This window comes from Alteromonas profundi (assembly GCF_010500865.1).
GTDB classification, from domain to species: domain Bacteria; phylum Pseudomonadota; class Gammaproteobacteria; order Enterobacterales; family Alteromonadaceae; genus Alteromonas; species Alteromonas profundi.
This window is the reverse complement of the sequence record NZ_JAAAWN010000004.1, coordinates 243,162-261,704: the sequence shown is the minus strand read 5'-3', so window position 1 is coordinate 261,704 and position 18,543 is coordinate 243,162. Positions and strand designations below refer to the sequence as shown.

The 18,543-nt window shown below is 43.4% G+C and carries 16 protein-coding genes and 2 rRNA genes; 5 read left to right on the top strand and 13 right to left on the bottom strand.

Annotated elements, in window-relative coordinates:
- The 3 genes from GTH32_RS04990 to GTH32_RS04980 form a co-directional block, all read left to right on the top strand.
- A 23S ribosomal RNA gene (locus GTH32_RS04990) occupies positions 1 to 107 on the top strand; the annotation flags it as partial.
- Positions 108 to 238: 131 nt separating this feature from the next.
- Positions 239 to 354 (top strand): 5S ribosomal RNA (rrf, locus tag GTH32_RS04985).
- Between the two features lie 280 nt (positions 355 to 634).
- Positions 635 to 1,183, top strand: a complete 549-nt coding sequence (locus GTH32_RS04980) for a PH domain-containing protein (RefSeq protein WP_163084137.1) — start codon at positions 635 to 637, stop codon at positions 1,181 to 1,183.
- 44 nt (positions 1,184 to 1,227) lie between these two features.
- On the opposite strand, the gene GTH32_RS04975 is transcribed toward GTH32_RS04980, so the two are convergent.
- From GTH32_RS04975 to GTH32_RS04930, 10 genes are all read right to left on the bottom strand, one after another.
- Complete coding sequence (locus tag GTH32_RS04975) at positions 1,228 to 2,067, bottom strand: DUF2785 domain-containing protein (RefSeq protein ID WP_163084136.1); 840 nt, start codon at positions 2,065 to 2,067, stop codon at positions 1,228 to 1,230.
- 158 nt (positions 2,068 to 2,225) lie between these two features.
- Positions 2,226 to 2,753 carry an acyloxyacyl hydrolase gene (locus GTH32_RS04970; protein WP_163084135.1) on the bottom strand — a complete coding sequence of 176 codons (528 nt, stop codon included), beginning with the start codon at positions 2,751 to 2,753 and terminating at the stop codon, positions 2,226 to 2,228.
- Between the two features lie 148 nt (positions 2,754 to 2,901).
- Entirely contained in the window at positions 2,902 to 3,693 is a 792-nt protein-coding gene (locus tag GTH32_RS04965) for a substrate-binding periplasmic protein (protein ID WP_163084134.1), read from the bottom strand.
- 4 nt (positions 3,694 to 3,697) lie between these two features.
- Positions 3,698 to 4,513 carry a type 2 periplasmic-binding domain-containing protein gene (locus GTH32_RS04960; protein ID WP_163084133.1) on the bottom strand — a complete coding sequence of 272 codons (816 nt, stop codon included), beginning with the start codon at positions 4,511 to 4,513 and terminating at the stop codon, positions 3,698 to 3,700.
- Between the two features lie 66 nt (positions 4,514 to 4,579).
- Positions 4,580 to 7,651 carry an error-prone DNA polymerase gene (locus GTH32_RS04955; protein ID WP_163084132.1) on the bottom strand — a complete coding sequence of 1,024 codons (3,072 nt, stop codon included), beginning with the start codon at positions 7,649 to 7,651 and terminating at the stop codon, positions 4,580 to 4,582.
- On the bottom strand, positions 7,651 to 9,051 hold the full coding sequence (locus GTH32_RS04950) for a Y-family DNA polymerase (RefSeq protein WP_203565363.1): 1,401 nt from the start codon (positions 9,049 to 9,051) through the stop codon (positions 7,651 to 7,653). Before GTH32_RS04950 ends, GTH32_RS04955 begins: the two co-directional genes overlap by 1 nt.
- Positions 9,052 to 9,053: 2 nt before the next feature.
- Complete coding sequence (gene imuA / locus GTH32_RS04945) at positions 9,054 to 9,737, bottom strand: translesion DNA synthesis-associated protein ImuA (RefSeq protein ID WP_163084131.1); 684 nt, start codon at positions 9,735 to 9,737, stop codon at positions 9,054 to 9,056.
- 124 nt (positions 9,738 to 9,861) lie between these two features.
- Positions 9,862 to 10,383, bottom strand: coding sequence for a hypothetical protein (locus GTH32_RS04940; protein ID WP_246223139.1), 522 nt, complete (start codon positions 10,381 to 10,383; stop codon positions 9,862 to 9,864).
- Entirely contained in the window at positions 10,380 to 12,140 is a 1,761-nt protein-coding gene (locus tag GTH32_RS04935) for a DUF885 domain-containing protein (RefSeq protein WP_163084130.1), read from the bottom strand. Before GTH32_RS04935 ends, GTH32_RS04940 begins: the two co-directional genes overlap by 4 nt.
- A 40-nt stretch (positions 12,141 to 12,180) precedes the next feature.
- The gene (locus GTH32_RS04930; protein ID WP_163084129.1) at positions 12,181 to 12,516 is read right to left on the bottom strand and encodes a DUF1820 family protein; all 336 of its coding nucleotides are present in this window, start codon (positions 12,514 to 12,516) and stop codon (positions 12,181 to 12,183) included.
- Between the two features lie 165 nt (positions 12,517 to 12,681).
- Here GTH32_RS04930 and GTH32_RS04925 point away from each other — a divergent pair, with 165 nt between their 5' ends.
- Positions 12,682 to 14,319 carry a M28 family metallopeptidase gene (locus tag GTH32_RS04925; protein ID WP_163084128.1) on the top strand — a complete coding sequence of 546 codons (1,638 nt, stop codon included), beginning with the start codon at positions 12,682 to 12,684 and terminating at the stop codon, positions 14,317 to 14,319.
- Between the two features lie 114 nt (positions 14,320 to 14,433).
- Here the strand turns inward: GTH32_RS04925 and GTH32_RS19465 are convergent, their stop codons facing one another.
- Positions 14,434 to 15,273: an adenylyltransferase/cytidyltransferase family protein gene (locus GTH32_RS19465; protein ID WP_246223138.1), complete on the bottom strand. Its 840-nt coding sequence runs from the start codon at positions 15,271 to 15,273 to the stop codon at positions 14,434 to 14,436.
- Positions 15,274 to 15,390: 117 nt separating this feature from the next.
- Here GTH32_RS19465 and GTH32_RS04915 point away from each other — a divergent pair, with 117 nt between their 5' ends.
- A complete protein-coding gene (locus tag GTH32_RS04915) occupies positions 15,391 to 16,455 on the top strand; it encodes a CDP-glycerol glycerophosphotransferase family protein (protein ID WP_163084127.1) in 1,065 nt (354 codons plus the stop codon).
- 90 nt (positions 16,456 to 16,545) lie between these two features.
- Here the strand turns inward: GTH32_RS04915 and slmA are convergent, their stop codons facing one another.
- A complete protein-coding gene (gene slmA / locus GTH32_RS04910; RefSeq protein ID WP_163084126.1) occupies positions 16,546 to 17,133 on the bottom strand; it encodes a nucleoid occlusion factor SlmA in 588 nt (195 codons plus the stop codon).
- A 111-nt stretch (positions 17,134 to 17,244) separates the two neighbouring features.
- The gene (coaBC, locus tag GTH32_RS04905; RefSeq protein WP_163084125.1) at positions 17,245 to 18,498 is read right to left on the bottom strand and encodes a bifunctional phosphopantothenoylcysteine decarboxylase/phosphopantothenate--cysteine ligase CoaBC; all 1,254 of its coding nucleotides are present in this window, start codon (positions 18,496 to 18,498) and stop codon (positions 17,245 to 17,247) included.
- Positions 18,499 to 18,543: the final 45 nt, after the last annotated feature.

Here is an 18,543-nt window from a genome sequence, read left to right as displayed (position 1 = left end):
TTAAAGTCCGGAAGGGTTGTTATAGACGATGACGTTGATAGGCAGGGTGTGGAAGCGTTGTAAGGCGTTAAGCTAACCTGTACTAATTGCCCGAGAGGCTTAACCATACAACGCCTAAAAGGCTTCGTGAGAAGTTGGCGTTGTAAGCAAATTGATAAGCTAAAAGCAAGACAGAGTAAAAAGTAAGTTACTCACTGATTGAATTAATATCAAACTTTCCCAAATTGTTACCAAATTTCTTGGCAGCCATAGCGATACGGTACCACCTGATCCCATTCCGAACTCAGAAGTGAAACGTATTAGCGCCGATGGTAGTGTGGGGTTTCCCCATGTGAGAGTAGGACACTGCCAAGTCCCTATTAGAAAAACCCGCCTTACGGCGGGTTTTTTGCTTTCTAGCGTGTGTAAAAAGCACAAACAATGGGGTCAGAGTACTTTCTCTGAATATTATTCTTCAATTTCTATCGTATTTAATTTCCCACAGTTTATAGCTAATTCGTCTCGCCGCTAATTTCGCTATACATAAAAGCTTACAAGATACCTATTGTTATAAGTGAGCAAGGTTAACTATAGTAGAAGATAAAGTAGCTAACTAAGCAGCTATTTGTAAATCACCACTAAGGAAGGGTTACCAATGCAAGAAAGAACCGTTCTCAGCGCTAAATTCGACCCTGCGGTAAAGTTATACTGGTTAGTAAGTTTATTGTTTTTTTCTACGGTTACGGTAGTAGGTATCCCACTTCTGATAATAACAATTCCACTGTTCTTTATTTTTAGTTCAAAAATACTAGCGGCTATGTCTGCCACCATCACTGAGAGAAAATTAGTTGTTAAGCGGGGGATTTTTCATAAAGAAGAGAAATCAATCCCGCTTGAGAAGATAACCGATGTGGCTATGATTCAGGGGCCTTTGATGCGTATGTTTAAATTATACCGTCTAAACTTTGAAACAGCTGGGCAATCGTCTGCTGGCGCGTTAGTTTCGCTTATCGGAATAGAAGAAGCGGCTAACTTTAGGGAGACTATATTAATGCAAAAAGACAGTATAGCTATTGTTAACAGAGACACTAACCCTAGTAATACACTGCACGATAACGACGAAGAGTTGGCTGCACTTATCTCTAGCGTTAGGCGAATTGAGACACTATTAGAGAAGCTAGTCGAAGCTAAGTCTACTTCTTAGTAGAGTAGTATATACAGGGGCTGTATTGGCCCCCTTTTTTCACCCTATTTTACGGTTTCTAACTGTGCTAGCGTCATTTCATGGACCAAGGCTATTCTTTCGTTTTGTTTACCATAGCTTGCAAGTAGTAGCCGCCCTAAAAAGTGCTTCACATTGTGCATGGCCGCTAGGCCCTGATTACTCTGGTATGCTTCCGCCCACGTTGGGGTGGGAGGCTTAGAAACATCGGTTATCCATTGAGTTACAAAATCTGCATTTAGCTCGTCTCGCAGAAACAGATAGATACTTGCTCTTGCTAATCTATCTGGTTCGTTAGTGTGGTAGAAGATAGTTTGCTGAGGATTGATGACCTCTTTTAACGACAGCGCTAGGTCAATGAGTTGTTGCTGAGATATATATTTATTCAAGGCAAGCTGCAATACAAGGTCAGCAGTATGAGGGATTTGGTGAATATACCCATATTCCGTATGAAACCCAGTAAAGTCTGCGGTGGTTTCAAACAGAAAGCGCGCGGTTTCCACTAACCCTTGTCGCTGAGCAGGATTCAAAAAGGGCGTTTTTCTATCAGCGCGAGCTATTTCAGCTAAGCCTAAGGTGAGAAAAGCTTTGTGATAATTTTGAATATTTTCGCTTCGCACTCGGTGCTGAATATCCCTCGCCATAGTGACCAAGGCTGCTTGACTCACCTCGCCACCACGAAGAATTCGACTGAATTCAGTAAAGGCGTATTCATCTCTTATGGTGGGTGAAGGTGATGCAAAACAAGGCAGTAGTGCCGCTGGAGTTTGTGCTGGAAGTCTTACGTCACATTTTAAATCCGTGTCCGCATACAAGGGATTGTGGCAGAGTATACCCATCAGTAATAGGTGAATTTTAGTTTTCACTAAGAGCTCTTTGTTATTTTTGGTTTTCGTAAGTAATAGCTTACTTATATACCAATAGACAGAGCGCCGCGGTAGGGGCTAGTGAAATTTGCGTTAAGTAACGTTAAAAGGGCGCTGAATGGGTAAGTAAACCATACAGCGACCTGCACATGTCATGTTTAAAAGTGATATGCATACGATAAGTTTAGGAAATCTAAACCTGGGTTATCATTGTTGAAACCGCCATTTGAAAAATGCATATAACGCAGAGCAACATGCTGATTATCATCAAGATCTACAAATAGCCCCAGCCTATCTTCGAACTGATAATTTGACCCTATGTCTTTGCCCGCTACTTTTTGATCGCCAATATAACTGGCGCCGATACCCGCTTCAAAGTAAACGGGGTATGTGTCGTTCAATGTACCAATTTGCTTCATAAAAACGGGGGTGAGTGATACACCGTAGCTGGTACTGTGCGTATCCTGTTCGCCGTACTCCCATACTACAGCGCTGACTTCCCAATATAACTTTATGTCGCCAAACCAGTCGGTAGCCAAGGTTTGTTCTACTGGTCTATAGCCAAACCTGAGCCCGTCGATGTCATCAAAACCATGCATATAATCAACCGATACAGTTTGCTTCGCCATAGCGATAGTTGGCAAGCATATAAGTGCAATAAGTGAATATTTAATTACCTTTAACATGAAAACTCCTTATCTAGATTAGATGAGGAGCAAAAACCGAACCACTAAAAATTACCAATAAATCAATATCTTATTTTTTTAAGGGAGGAGCGTATGACAGGTTCTATTACCAAATTTCTTGCATACAGAAACTATTACAAGGTTTATTTTACGGCGTAGTATCCACAGCCTGTTGACGAGTTAGACGTGTAAGTATGGTTTCAGGTTGTTGCATGCCATAGTTCTGTCTTATCTTATCAAGCATAGATTTATGACTGATAAGAAAGGCATTAAGCTCGGCGATAATGTTTGGATACTTTACTGTAGAGAGCTGAAATTCCACTTCCTTGTTTGGTAAGCTGGTATCTAAAGTAAACGTGCCTAGTTCAGGGTATCTGCGGGTGAAATAGTCTACTACGTTATACGCGAGGTTTATTCCATCTACACTTCCGTCCTTGAGTAAGCGCAAGCCCTCGTAGACGTCGTCTACCTCTACTATTTTGATTTGCTCAGCTTGTATTTGTTGTTGCCATTTTACGGGTGTAAATCCCCGAGGAAGGGCTATTCGTTTTAGAGACTCAATTGGGCTTGCTAATCGTTCTGGCTTTAGGAATGTCCCGGTTAGCGTATTTACAATAGAGTGTGAGAAGGTCTTTGGTTTTTTATCGATAAAGCTATCTTGCCAGCGAGGGTTATCGGGATAAACAAAGTCGATACTGCCTTTTTGCAATTCAATTTGTAGCCGTTTTACCGGTAAGCCTACGTAAACTATTTCGTAACCTGTATGGTTAGCAAATGCTTCCAATATTGCCCAACCTACGCCTTTATCTCGTTGGGATGAGAAATTGTAATGGGGGGAATAGTCGAGTTCTTGGGCTCCCACAATGAGCTTTTCGGCCATGCTTTGAAAGCTAACCAGCGTTAATAAAAGCAAATATAAACGGATGTTGTGGGTGAACATGTTATTACCTCAGCGCTGCCGCTGCTGGTGTATGCCATATATCGATTTCATCGACATCTTGTTGTTTAATAAGTGTTGGCTTTAAATCGCCGTAATTAATAATACCGTATGCTTGCTTTATTTCACGTATTTTCTGCGGGTTGCTTTTAATAAATTGGTTTAATTCGGCCAGTATCGCTTGATGGTGTAATGTTGAAAGCATGAAAGGCGCTTCGTTGTGAGGCAAGGTTAAATCTAGCACAAAATTATCAAAACCTAAGGTGTGTTCGCTATAGTATTTCCCCACATGCACCTCAAGGTCCATGGCATCAACGCGTCCTTTTTGTAACATAGACAAACCTGCGTAGATATCGGACGTCCAGATTATTTCAGTAAGCTTTTCATCCACTCGAGTTTGCCAGTTCACAGGCGTAAATCCGAGCGGCATTACAATACGTTTAATGCTGTTGATACCTTTACCGCTGTTTTTTTGCTTCACCAATGTACCGGTAATAGCGTGAGTCAGGGGCAGCGAGAAAAATTTATCTTCTGCCTTAGTAATCTGATTGTACCAATTAGGGTTATCTGGGTAGACAAAGTCTACGTGCCCTTTCATCAGTTCCATCTGCAAGCGGCGTATGGGCATACTCAGATAAATGAATTCATGACCAGAGTGTTTTGAAAACGCTTCTAATATTGCCCAACCTACGCCCTTATCAACCGGTGATGAAAAGTCGTAATGAGGTAAGTATTGAATATTTTGCGCCCCTACAATGTATTTTTCAGCAGCTAATGAAGTGCTATAAACTGCAAGTAGCAGGCTTACTATGCGTATAAACATAATGTACTCCTCGTTTATATTTACAGATAGAGTAGGTTACTGCTAGCACTAATGGAGATGCTTTTGTTAGTGGAAGTCGCGCGACGCAAGGTTTAGTGACGTTAGCCATTGTGTTCTGTCGATGAGTTTTCCAGCAATAATATGTATGACTCCCTCTTTAGAGCGCTCAATAATACCATTGACCTGCAACAATGTTGATTTTAAAAAAGTTGCTTGTTGTGCTCGCGCGGTAGCTACCCAAACCACGATATTCATATTGCCAGTATGATCCTCTAACGTTATAAAGGTTACGCCTGCTGCCGTACCTGGCGCTTGCCGACCTGTTACGCAACCAAGCACTTTAACTACAGATTTATGTGCTTTGGTTTTAAGCTGGTTGGCAGGTGTAATAAAGTTTAAGTTCTTTTTTTTACTTAATAGTGCAATAGGGTGATTGTTAGTACAAAGGCCGGTAGCGGCATAATCCTCTAGTAGATCTTCAACCTCATTAGGGGCTCTATTTAAACTATTTTCTATAGGCAGACTGTCAAACAAAGGTAGGGTCGCTTGTTGGTCCATCATGCGCCATCTCGCTTCGTAACGATTGCCACTGAGTTGGTTAAAGGCTCCAGCACTGGCTAAAGCTTCTCGCTCATCTCGGCGTATAGCTAGCTTCTGTACCGCCTCTATACTCTCATAGCCTTGTTTCGGTCGCTGCGAACATACATATTGAGCCGCGGTTTCTCCCAGCCCTTTAATTATAGTTAAGCCCAGTTGAATTTGCTTGTCGCCTGCAAGGTTTACTACCTTATGAGCAAAGTCTGAGCGGTTGATGCAGGGCGGATGCACACAAATATTGTGGCGCTTGGCATCTTGAACCAATTGAGATGGCGTATAGAACCCCATAGGCCAACTATTTAGCAAAGCGACATAAAACTCTACTGGAAAGTAGAATTTCAGCCAGCAAGATACATAGGCTAATACCGCAAAAGAGGCCGAATGAGACTCAGGAAATCCATAGCCAGCAAAACCTTTAATCTGCTCAAATAAATTATTAGCAAAGGGTTCATTGTATCCTCGCTTTACCATACCCTTAATTAGCTTGTCTCTAAACTCAAAAATACGCCCATCTTTTTTCCAGCTGGCCATGGCGCGGCGTAGTTGATCAGCTTCCCCCCCACTAAAGCCAGCAGCCACCATGGCAAGTTGAATAACCTGCTCTTGAAAAATAGGCACTCCCATAGTGCGAGAAAGTACCTCCTTAACTTCTTCAGAAGGATAGCTGATGCTTTCTTTGCCATTTCGTCTAAGTAAATACGGATGCACCATGTCGCCTTGGATGGGGCCAGGACGCACAATGGCAATTTGTACAACTAAGTCGTAGTAGCAACGCGGTTTAAGGCGGGGCAACATTGACATTTGTGCTCGCGACTCTATTTGAAATACGCCTACCGTATCAGCCTTTGAAATCATATCGAAAACCTGAGGATCATCCCCAAGTTTAGTTATAAAAGGTATGTTTACCGGTACCGGGAACTGGGCATTAATCAAGTCAAATGCACGGCGGATGGCACTTAGCATCCCTAACGCTAATATATCTACCTTTAGTAGTCCTAGGGTTTCAATATCGTCTTTATCCCATTGAATAATGGTACGTTCGGGCATGGCGGCATTCTCTGTGGCTACTAATTCGTACAAGGGGCCTGCGCTAATAACAAAACCGCCCACGTGTTGAGACAAGTGTCGAGGAGTACCGAGCAACTGCTCGGTCATTTCAATTAGCAAATTTACCTTTTTATCCTCTTTGCTAAGCCCTAAATGCTCTAGTTGCGATTGCCATGGTATAACGCTGTCTCTACGGTTTATTTGCTTAATAATAAAGCTCAGTTGCGTTTCACTAAATCCTAAGGCTTTGCCCGCATCTTTAAACGCCGATTTGAACCGATAGCATATTACTGTAGCAGCAATAGCTGTACGCTCTCGGCCATACTTTTGATAAATATATTGTATAACTTCTTCTCGGCGTTGATGCTCAAAGTCCACATCAATATCTGGCGGCTCATCGCGCTCTTTTGAAATGAAACGCTCGAAAAGCACGTTAATTTGCCTTGGGTCTACAGCCGTAATTTCCAAGCAGTAACACACCACAGAGTTGGCTGCCGAGCCTCTACCCTGATATAAAATTCCTTGTCGTTTGGCAAATTGCACAATGTCGTACAGGGTAAGAAAGAAATACGCGTACTGTTGCTCTTCAATCAGCCGCATTTCTTTTTCAATTAAGCCACGAACCTTATCGCTCAAGCCCTCTGGGAAACGTACTTTAATACCCGCTTCTACGCATTCTCTAAGGTAGTCTGTAGGGGTTTTACCCTTAGGCACTAATTCAGCCGGGTATTGATAGCGTAACTCGGCTAAAGAAAAATGGCACTGCTCGGCCAATGCCAGTGTGTTATCTATCCATTTTTCAGGGTACAACTTAGTGATTTTTTTTAACGGTCTTAAACTGCGCTCGGCATTGCTTAAAGCCTCCCGCCCCAAGTTGTCTATTGGTTGATGTACCCGTGTGGCGTGGAGAACATGTTGTAGTGGAAGTTGATCGCTATGATGCATAAGCACGCCGGTACAGGCTACGAAAGGAAAGTGAAACTGCTGTGCTAAACGGTTGTAGGTAGAAAAGCGGGTATGGTCGTGGCCATCGAGTAAACGCTGTGCCCCTATATGCGTATGAATGTTGGAATGCTTAGTAAACCACTGTGCCCAGTGATTGTCTGGCTCTTCATTGCCACTGGGTAACCAAATAAGTTTGCAGTGACGTAGGGTTCGTAAATCCCACTCTGCCAGTTGATATTCGCCTTTTTCTGAACGCCGTCTTGCATTGGTGATAATACGGCATAGCTCAGCATAAGCCGCTTTATTAGGGCACAACAAAATAAACGCTAAGGTTTCATCAAAAACAAAGTAGCTACCTACAATAAGTTTAATAGGTAGGCGTTGCTCCTTAATAGCGCCATAGGCTCTAACTATACCGGCCACGGAACATTCATCGGTGATAGCAACTGCTTTATAGCCTAAGAAAGACGCGGTGGTAACAAGCTCTGCCGGCGATGATGCGCCCGTTAAAAAGCTATAGTGGCTCTGACAAAAAAGCTCACAGTACATTAGCTGTACACTCCCTGTACCCACCATTTACTCTCGGTATCTTTAAATACCAATAAGCGCACGCCCTGTGGGGTTTGCGCTATAAAATAATCCTGTTTTTGGGTGTTTTCTTCCCACCAACCGGTTTGCAATCGCAGGGGCCCAAAGCATACTCGGCTCGCTACCGAAAGAGGCTTAGGGTGATCAAGCAGGAACGTGGGCGCGGCATCAAAACCATAGCTTTGCCCATTTCCCTGTGCCTGATAAACCGTCATCTTTTCAAATATATGGCTATTGCCGAGGGCGGGTAACTGGGTACTTTGCTCGCCTAACTTAGCTTTTAAGCGTCCAATTAATTGCTTTTGCGCTAGGTGAGTAAAACGGTCGGAAAACAAATCGTTCGTGTCTTTTTCTATCGGTTCGAAATCTTCGCACAGTAAGGTGAGGGCGATAGCGGGTTGTTGCAGCACCAGGCGCTCAACCTTTAAGCTAACCAAATCGAGCCATGCGGTAGCGCAGGTAAAGGGGGTAGCAGCGCTTACCGGCATTACTTGCTGCTCAGCCTCTCTTAGTTGTATTTCAAAGCATAAAGAAGAGGTGGTGAGATTGCGTGCCCGTAAATAATGAGAAAGGGTATCAAGTAACTTGCCCATGTAAGGAAGAAGATGTTGACTATTTTCTACCTCAAAAGGTAATACTGTGTGCTGCTTAAAGGTGCTACTTGGTCTAAATAGGGTGCGGGTAGGGAAGGTTTCTCCCCGTAACGCTGTTAAGTAGCGAATTGTATCGTTAGTGAACCTTCGGCCTAGTTCGTGCACGGGCATAGTAAGCAGTTGACCTATGCTGGTTATTCCTACTTTTTCCAGTGCATTAAGCGCTTTGCTATCTAAATCTGTGTATGACAGTTTACAGTGAGCGAGACATTTAGTGATGGCTGTTCGCTCGCGTAGCATTTGGTTAATTTGGCTTTTTGCAAGTACGCGGGCGGCCTCTATACCCCAGGCTGTGGCGTAATGGTAATGAATGCCTTGTTGGTTTATTTCGTGGGTTAGCGTGTTCCACAATACATCATAGCCGCCATAATATTGCAGTAAGTTATCTAACCGAATAGCTAAGCTATGTTCTGTATTAATAACAATATCAGAAGCCAGTGGATAAAGTTGATGAGCAAGGCTGAGTAAGGCTTGTTTTTCAACATCTTTATCGTACTTAATAATATGAGCCTGAGGGCACAGGGCGGCGGTTTGGGCTAAACCAAAGCCTAATTCTATACCATGCTGCTTAGCCGCTGCGTTCATCTGAACCACGCTATTGCTGTTTTCATGATAAACCACAGTAGGCTCATCTGCGCTACCACCTTGTTGAAGAGGTGTGTAAGTATCTAGCGTTAATTGATAGCAGTGTAAGTAGGCCCACAACATTATTAGCTCACAGAATGTAGTGAGTGAACTTTTCGTTTATTATTTTTTATCGCCCACTGAATGGCATGATTATCAGGTGTCCAAGAGAAAGGAACCGATAGGTTATGTACAGGCCAACCTTGACGTTGTTTTAATATGTCTACGGTGAGGTTCGCTTCGTGTGCCTTCAAACTAAGCTCAAGGCTAACCGGCAAAGAAGAGGGCTTTTTCGACGCTAAAGAAAACAATAAACACAGGGCGTCATTATGTGTTGCTGCCACTTGCAACCGGCGGGCAGTCTTTGCCGCCATGGTCTTGCTCCATAGCAATACACAGTGACACGCTGCGCTTTTTAAACATTGCTCTGCTGCCCATAATGCATCGGCGTCATTGTCCGGTGTAATAATGAGTACTTGGCTAATATCTATTCCTTGTGTGGTGAGCCACGGGGCACACACATGGGCGGGAGGATTAATAAAAACCCGTAATTTGTGCTTTCTTTGCTGGCTAATCACCTGTTGAAATAACGACACTTCCCCGATACCTGTAGTACAGGCAATACTCACCACACCAGCACTTGGTATACCTCCGTGCAGGGCCTCATCTAGCGTGTGAATACCCAACGCAAACCGGCTTGTATTCGCCGGTTGTTCGCGGGCCCGCCATATATTGGGGTGGTTGTTAAAAAGGGATAAAGAGTCTTTCATAACACTATAATACTGTATGGATGTACAGTATTATAGTGTATGTCGAGGGCTTTTCAAGAACAGTCCGGCTTAGCTGCTTATACTATTTGCTAACGCTATGATAGCTAGAGAATAAAAGATGCTATTAGGAAGCTTGGCTTTCTGTTTGAGAGGTTTTTTTCGCGGCGTCCCCAGTAACAAATACAGTAATTAACTGGCACGCTGCAATAAATCCCTCTGCCGTATTTTTAGACCAAGCAACGCGGATATTACTTGGCATTTCTTTGATCACATCCTGAATATCCACAAAGCTTAATGTTTCTGTTTTAAGTATTCGTGAAAGGGCTTCCTCTACCGTTGCACTTTTTTCGCTGCACTGCATAACGATATTGGAAAAGTTGCTCATTAATAGCATTAACACAAGATGTTGTTGCTGCGTGATCAAATGCCGTTTAAAAGCATTATCTATGCGGGTGGCTAAGTTTTTGCCAAGCGCTTCCGTTACCATAACAAGCGTACGATAAGCATGGCTTGCTTTGCTATTGTTCTGTTTAGCGGATGAACGGGAAAGCGTGATTTCCTTTTGCATGTTTTGCATACGCAGGGCCATATAGCCCACAATAAGGATCAGAAAGCCAATTACAGAAAATGTCACCATCATTATCATTTTATAGCGGCCTTTTGTTGTGCGATGAATGCATCAATATGTTGTTCTAAAATAAACAGCGGAACTGAGCCATTTTCTAATACTGCGCGATGAAATTTACGTACATCAAAATGTTGCCCTAATGCGGCTTCCGCTTTTTTGCGTAAAGCTTTAATTTTTATCTCACCTATTTTGTAAGATAACGCCTGTGCAGGCCATGAAATATAGCGGTCAATCTCCGTATTCACGTTATGCTCTGAGAGGGCAGTGTTTTCCATCATAAAGTCCACAGCCTGCTCACGGGTCCACCCCATAGTGTGCATGCCTGTATCCACCACCAATCGACAAGCGCGCCACATTTCATAACTTAGGCGACCAAAGTTATCGTAGGGACCTTCATAAATACCTGCTTCTATCCCCAGAAATTCAGAATAAAGCCCCCAACCTTCACCAAAGGCCGAAATATAGGTGTTCCTACGTACCATAGGCAAACCTTCAAGTTCTGCCGCTAATGAAACTTGTAAGTGATGCCCTGGTACCGCTTCGTGTAGCGTTAACGCCGGTAACGCATAAAGGGGGCGTTTATCTAAGGCATAGGTGTTAACCCAATAATACCCAGGTTTATCATCTCGTGAAGGGTGAATGTAGCGGCCAGTGGTGTATTTCGGCGCAATGTTGTCAGGAACGGGGGCCACGCCGTAAGGCGTACGCGGTAAATATTCAAACAGCGAAGGCAGTTTTGCGTCCATTTTTTTAGCTATAAAAGCGGCTTCTTTTAGAAGTTCTTGCGCTGTCTTAGCATAAAACTGAGGGTCTTCACGAAGAAACTGTATGAAGTCGTTGATAGTACCGTCAAACTCAACGTCTTCCACAATATGCTGCATTTCGCCACGAATACGCTTTACTTCGCTAAGACCTAGTGCATGAATGGCTTCAGGGGTCATATCTGTGGTGGTGTAATGCTTTGCTCTATTCGCGTAATACGCCTTTCCGTCAGGCCATAAATTGGCCGCAATTGTCTCGCGGGCGCCCGGAATATATTCATCAACAAGGAAGTTATAAAACGCTTGATAGGCAGGTAATACACTGGTTTTTATCGCCTCAACACCTGCTTCTGTTAGTGCGTTTTGTTCAGCGTTGGATATATGTTCAGGAAAAGACGTAAAAGGCTTAAAGAACTCACTTTCTTGCGGTGTGTCTACAATATACGCGGCCACCGCTTTTTCAAAACCCTGTAACACAACTTTCGGTTGGGTATAGCCTTCTGCTAGCCCCTCACGCATATACTTAATTTGTTGCTCAAAGTAGGGGCGTAATTGATTGAGTCGAGAAGTATAAGCCTGATAGTCGGCAACATTTTTAAAGGTAGCTAAATCAGGCAAGCTTGCCATTGAGGCATGAAAACCATATTCAGAATTAATGGGTACAAGGTACGCGCGAAAACGATATTCATCGATATAATTGTCTAGGCGATACCGCTGCATAAGCAACGCAATATAACCCTCATTCGACAAGTTATCGGCAGAGTAGGCATTTAATGCTTCGCGATATTCTAACCACTGTTTTTGTTTTGCGGCTAAGCCCTGAGGCGAAATATCTGGCAATTTATCGGCATAGGCTTGTTCCCCTGCGCGGGAGGCAAGTAAAGGAGAAACACTAAGTTCATATTGCCATATTTCATCTAATAGTGAATAAAACTGGTTATCTTTATTGGGCGCAGCAAAGGCGACTGAACTAATTAGGCACGCACAAAGTGCGAGCAAAGAAAGATATTTCATTAGGGCCTCCGGTAACCTAGAACAGGAAAGGCCCTGCGGGTTACTCTTTTTTAGGTGTATATATAGGGCTTGGAAAGGCTGTTACTTTATCAGATTTGTTATCTAATTGAGTAATTTTAGCCGTGCCTTTTTTATTTACAGAATCGATACGCAAAATGTTGTGCATAGGGATGTAGGTTTTAGTGACATCACCAAATTCTGATTTTAGTTTCTCGTGACTAGGGTCAACTACCACACTGGTATGGGTGTCCCATACAAAATCGCCGACCTCAACAAAGCCAAATAGAGCCCCTTGAGTTAACGTTTTTACGTAGAGTTCGTAACGCTCGCCACTACTAACAAATTGTACTCGGTATAAAAGATCGCTGTTGCTCATGTGTTTTCTTACATCACTCAATAAAAGAATAGAGGGGGTAAAACCACGGCAAGTTTACATTGGTCTATTTATACGGGCAATGGTAGAAAAAGCCGAGCACAAACATTGCCAAACAATGGCGGTGGGGTACTATGTGGGCAGTTTTGTAGATGGTTGGAAATCAAAATGATAAAAAAAATACTATTAGGTGGTGCTATAGCGGCAATGTCATTGTCATCCTATGCACATAACCACAATACGACAGAAAGTACGTTTAACCCAGATACGCAGCGTATCAAATCGCATCTCTTTTTCTTAGCAGACGACTTGTTAGAAGGGCGCGATACTGGCTCACGAGGCCACGAAATTGCTGCTTTGTATATTGCGACAGAGTTTGCCAAGTATGGGCTAAAACCCGCAGGAACCGATGGCTATGTGCAACAGGTTTCGTTTCGTAAAGCGAATTTAGTGCAGGAGTCTCCTGAATTTACTTTAACCCGCGGTGGCGAAAGCATTAGCTTTGATTATCCCAAACAGTATTTAGCGGGTCCAAGCCTACTAAGCACCGATGCAAAAGTAGAAGGTGAATTAGTGTTTGTTGGTTACGGCATTGTTGCCGACGAGCTTGATCACAACGATTACGAAGGTATGGATGTAGAAGGCAAGATAGTGGTTACTCTAGCGGGTAAGCCAAGCGATTTTCCTTCAGAAGAAGGGGCGCACTTCGCCTCCGGTTACCAGAAACAAAAGTATGCGGCTAGCCGTGGTGCTATTGGTATGATTACGGTAACAACACCTAAAAACGAAAAGGTACGCCCTTATCAAAGCCGTTTAAGCTATATACATACACCGCGTATGGCATGGCTAAATGAAGAGGGTGAGCCAGCGAATAGCTTCCCAGAAATTAAAGGTGGCGCCTACTTAAGTGAAGGTGCAGCAAAAACCTTATTTGAAGGCGCAGAACGTTCACTAGAGGACGTATATGCCGACCTAGAAGCTGATAAAGTACCGACAGGCTTTGCGCTTCCTGGCACCGTTAGTTTAAGCAAGAAAAGCACCCATGAAGTGGTAACTAGCCCTAACGTGGTAGGTATGCTCGAAGGCTCTGATCCTCAGTTAAAAGATGAATACGTAGTTTTCACTGCGCACTCAGACCACATTGGTTTTGCCAAAACAGTGAAAAAAGACAACATTAACAATGGCGCCATGGATAACGCATCTGGCACATCGGTAATGTTAGAAACGGCACGTTTATTTAGTGAGATGAAACAAAAGCCTAAGCGTTCTATTTTATTCGTATCGGTAACGGGTGAAGAGAAAGGTTTATTAGGAGCGGACTATTTTGCCCGTAACCCAACGGTACCAGTAACCTCTATGGTGGCTAACGTTAACCTTGATATGCCTATTTTAACGTACGAATTTGCTGATGTTATTGCCTTTGGTGCAAACCACAGCGACTTACAAGATTCAGTGGAAAAGGCCGCTGCTAACGCAGATATCGAACTAAGCCCAGATCCATGGCCAGAGCAAGCGCTATTCACTCGCTCTGATCACTATGCGTTTGTAAAACAAGGTGTACCTTCTGTATTTATGGTACCGGGTCTTAAATCTAAAGATCCCAGTGTGGATGGTAGTAAGGTGTTTGGTCAGTTCTTATCAACCCACTACCATAAGCCTAGCGATGATATTCATCAGCCATTTAACTGGAATGCGGCAGAAACCTTCACTAAGGTAAACGCACAAATTGGTTGGACACTGGCAAACCAAGAAGACAAGCCGAGCTGGAATGAAGGCGACTTCTTCGGTACCACCTTCGGTCAATAAGACAGTAAAAAAAGAGCCAGACATCATCAGTCTGGCTCTTTTTTCTTTATTGCTATTCTCGCGGCTAACGGCTAACGGCTAACGGCTAACGGCTAACGGCTAACGGCTAACGGCTTACAGCTTGCGCTTTAATACGGTAGAGCTCACATTTGGCGTATAGTCAAAATACACCATTTCACAAGTGACGCTTGGGTATTTACCTTTCCAATCCGACCCCACCGAGATAGCATCAATACGATATTCATCCACCACTTTTTGCTTATTCTTATCGACTTGTGGGATAACTTCGTCCACATAGCGGTTTGACTCTAATATAGAAATTCGCTCTTCAAATGGAATGAGGGGCGGGCGACCTTTCGACTGAATAATTAACTCATCGGTAGACACGCCTACAATTAAGTAGTCACATAATTGCTTGGTTTTTTTCAGGATATTGAGATGGCCTTGATGGAAAATATCAAAGCACCCTGAGGTATACATACGACCGTACTTCTTACCTGAACTGATTTGCGGAACAGAAAGCAATGCAAAGTCGGCCTTAAGGGTAGATAACAACTCATCACGATAAATGTCATCTAAAGGCAAGACAGATTTTAAGTTAGGTGGGCTAGGCCAGCTGGTGTCTTCAAATTGCTTCTCACAAAATGTGACAGGGCTATCGTAACGTGGAATAACATGAAAATGCACGGCGGGATCGACCATCATCAGCATAAGGTAATTAATTTTGCTGAAGTTGAAGCGCTTTTTCAGTATCCTCTCGATATCAGCAATAACCTGTTTTTGCTCTCTAGCAGCCTCTTCAGAGATATCGGCATATTGATAGGCATCTTCTTTGCAAATAAGTACCAAAGAACCAATAGTGACTTGGCCTGGTCTTAAGAGTACATGCCAGTAATCGTAAGTCTTAATAAGGCTTTCTGGGTATCCGAACTTTGATAATGTGGCGTTTAGCATGGCTCTCAACGATTAGTTTATAAATTGACATCTCATTATAATATAAACAAAGAGTTAGGCTAGTTAGCAAATTTATAAAGTTACTTTTCTTATTGTAAAAAGAGTCTAATTATCTGTATGAATATCGTTTTTGACACCGTGAATGTCTACTACTTGCCCCAATTTCTTCCTATTTGTGAAGAACTCACTCGACGAGGGCATCAGATAACGTTTGTTTGCTATAAAAATAAGAATAGTGAAGATAAATTTACGCAAGTACTCACCGCGCTTGCCTACCACTATCACTGGGTAGAAGACGACAAGTCTGCCCGGGACTATTACGTAGAACATAAGCCAGACTGGATCTTTTTTGGAAACGCTTTTGCGTACTTAGATGAAATCCATCAAGCCAGCAAAACCGCTCAGTTAGGGCATGGTGTAGGTCCAAAACCCAGCTATTATCATAAGTCGGTCACCCCAATGACCGTGCGTTTTATTGAGGGGGAGTTTAGGCTTAAAAAAATAAGAGAGCTCTATCCCAACGACAACTTTGTGCAGGTGGGCTTCTCCAAACTCGATCCGCTTTACAACAACACAGAGGCCGGGCTCGATTATGCCAAGCTAGGTTTAGACAAAAGCAAAAAGACGCTGCTGTTTGCCCCTACCTTTAACCCAAGTTCATTAGAACGCTTTCCTGATGATTGGCCTCGCTACTTTGAAGATTTCAATATTCTTATTAAGCCTCACACCTTCACCTACACCCGAGAAGCTTATAAGAATCAACGCAAGAAGCTAAAAAAGTGGGCGGCATTTGAAAATGCGTATGTGGCTAGCGAATACGAATTGTCACTACTGCCGTTTATGAAAGACGCTGACATCTTATTAAGTGAGGCCTCTAGTACGTTATTTGAATTTGTCGCACTGTCTAAGCCGGTGATTGTATGCAATTTCTTCAAATTGAAGTGGTCTTATCGCGGTATCTTTAAATACCGTTTCGAAAAACGATTTGGCAAAGACAATGTTATTTATGAAAACATAGGGCTACACATCAATAGTTTTAGTGAATTAAGAGAAGCGGTAGAGAAGCAATTGGCCCAGCCCTCTTTGTACGCCAAGGAACGGGAAAAATATACACGAGATCATACTGGCCCTACCGATGGCAAAAGCTCAGTACGTATCGTGGATTACTTAGAAGCATACTGAAGACACTCGCCTTCGGGCGAGAGTAGCGCTAAGGCAAGGCGAAGCGCTTTATCGTGTTAGCCTGTGCAGCAACGGCACAGGCGAAACGTGTTAAATAAACAGCTGTTTAAATATCTGCCACTGCTCACTGAATTGTTCAGTAGGCTTACGAGTAAAGCCACTTCGAATATAAAGGTTAATACGCCCGTCAACATAGCAAATCATTAGATTGGCAATAACGTCTTCTTCCGCAGATAAGGTTTTTCCCTCACGCAATTTACGTTCACGTAATACCTGTTTCATTTGCGTTTCTAAACGCTCAAATAGTTTGGCAATACGCGCGCGTAACCTGTCTTGCTCGCCCATAAGTGCATCACCATTGAGTATACGTGTAATGCCTGGGTTCTTTTCCGCAAAACCTAAAATAAGGTGAAGTATAAGCTGGCAGCGGGCTGCAGAATCTTTTTCTTCATTAATAATTTTATTGATACGCGTAAACAGGGTTTCTTCAATAAATTCGATAAGCCCTTCAAACATTCTCGCTTTGCTGGGAAAGTGGCGATATAGGGCAGCCTCAGATACGCCTACTCTTTGTGCAAGTTTCGCGGTGGTAATACGCTGACCGGCGTTCGTTTCTAACATTCCCGCTAAGGCCTGTAAGATTTGCGCTCTACGATTTGTTTTTTTGACAGCAGGCATGATGAGAGTAATCCTCCGCAAACGAGCTTAGTTGAGCTCGTGTTCCATGTTAAGTTGGCGTAAGCCAATAGGTTATTGATATTTTTATTATTATCGGCTCAATAGCTAAAACTATGAGCCCGATGCTTGGTTTTTATTATATTGCTGAGCCACTAATTGTAGCAGCCCTTTTGCCAATTCCGCTTTGCTGGTGGCAGGTAAGTGTACATCTCCATTTTGCCAGATTACGTGAAGTGCATTGTTATCGCTATTAAAGCCTAAACCTTCGCTAGTAATATCATTGGCCGCAATCATATCGAGGTTTTTATTATTCAACTTACCCCGTGCATAGGCTTCTACGTTTTGGCTTTCGGCGGCAAACCCCACACAAAACGGCTTGGCTTTTCGGTTTGCCATTGTGGCTAGAATATCAGGGTTTTTAATAAAAGTAAGTGTTAACTCATCGCCGGTTTTCTTAATTTTATTGTCAGCGACATTGGCGGCTTTATAATCGGCTACCGCAGCAGTAGCAATAAATATATCAGTAGACGATATCACAGAATTACATGCTTCAAGCATATCATCTGCACTTACCACATCAATTCGCTTACACCCGCAAGGAGTAGCAAGGTTTACCGGCCCTGCTATTAAGGTTACCTGTGCGCCTAGTTCAATAGCTGCACTAGCGATAGCAAATCCCATTTTGCCAGAACTGTGGTTAGATATATAACGCACCGGATCTAACGGCTCCCTAGTAGGGCCGGCGGTAATCATAATATGGCGGCCCTGCAATACTTTGGAAGAAGGTGTGTCAGTGGCATGTTTCGCTTTAGCCTTTTTGGTGGCTAATGTATTACTGATATAACTTGCAATGTCTAAAGGTTCCACCATTCGCCCAGCGCCGATATCCCCACATGCCTGTTCACCGCTTGCAGGCCCAATAAAATTTACGCCATCAAGGGTAAGGGTTTCTATATTTCGCTTAGTCGCAGGGGCCTTCCACATCTGTTGGTTCATGGCAGGGGCTATAAAAATTTGCGCCTTAGTAGCCAAATAAAGGGTGGTTAATAAGTCATCAGCCATGCCATGTGCAAGTTTGGCCAATGTATTCGCCGTGGCGGGCGCTACTAGCAGTACATCCGCCCACTTTGCTAGTTCAATATGCCCCATAGCCGCTTCGGCAGCGGGGTCGAGTAGTTGTTGGTGCACCGGGTTACCAGATACGGCTTGTAGCGACATGGGGCTAACAAATTCTGCCGCTGATGTAGTGAGTACTACCCGTACATTTGCCCCCAGCGCAGTAAACTTGCGCACAAGATCAGGCGCTTTATAAGCGGCAATACCACCGCTTACCCCAAGTAACACATTTTTATCTGTTAAAGACATACTAACAACACTCTATTTTGTATGGTGTAAGCCTACCATGAAGGT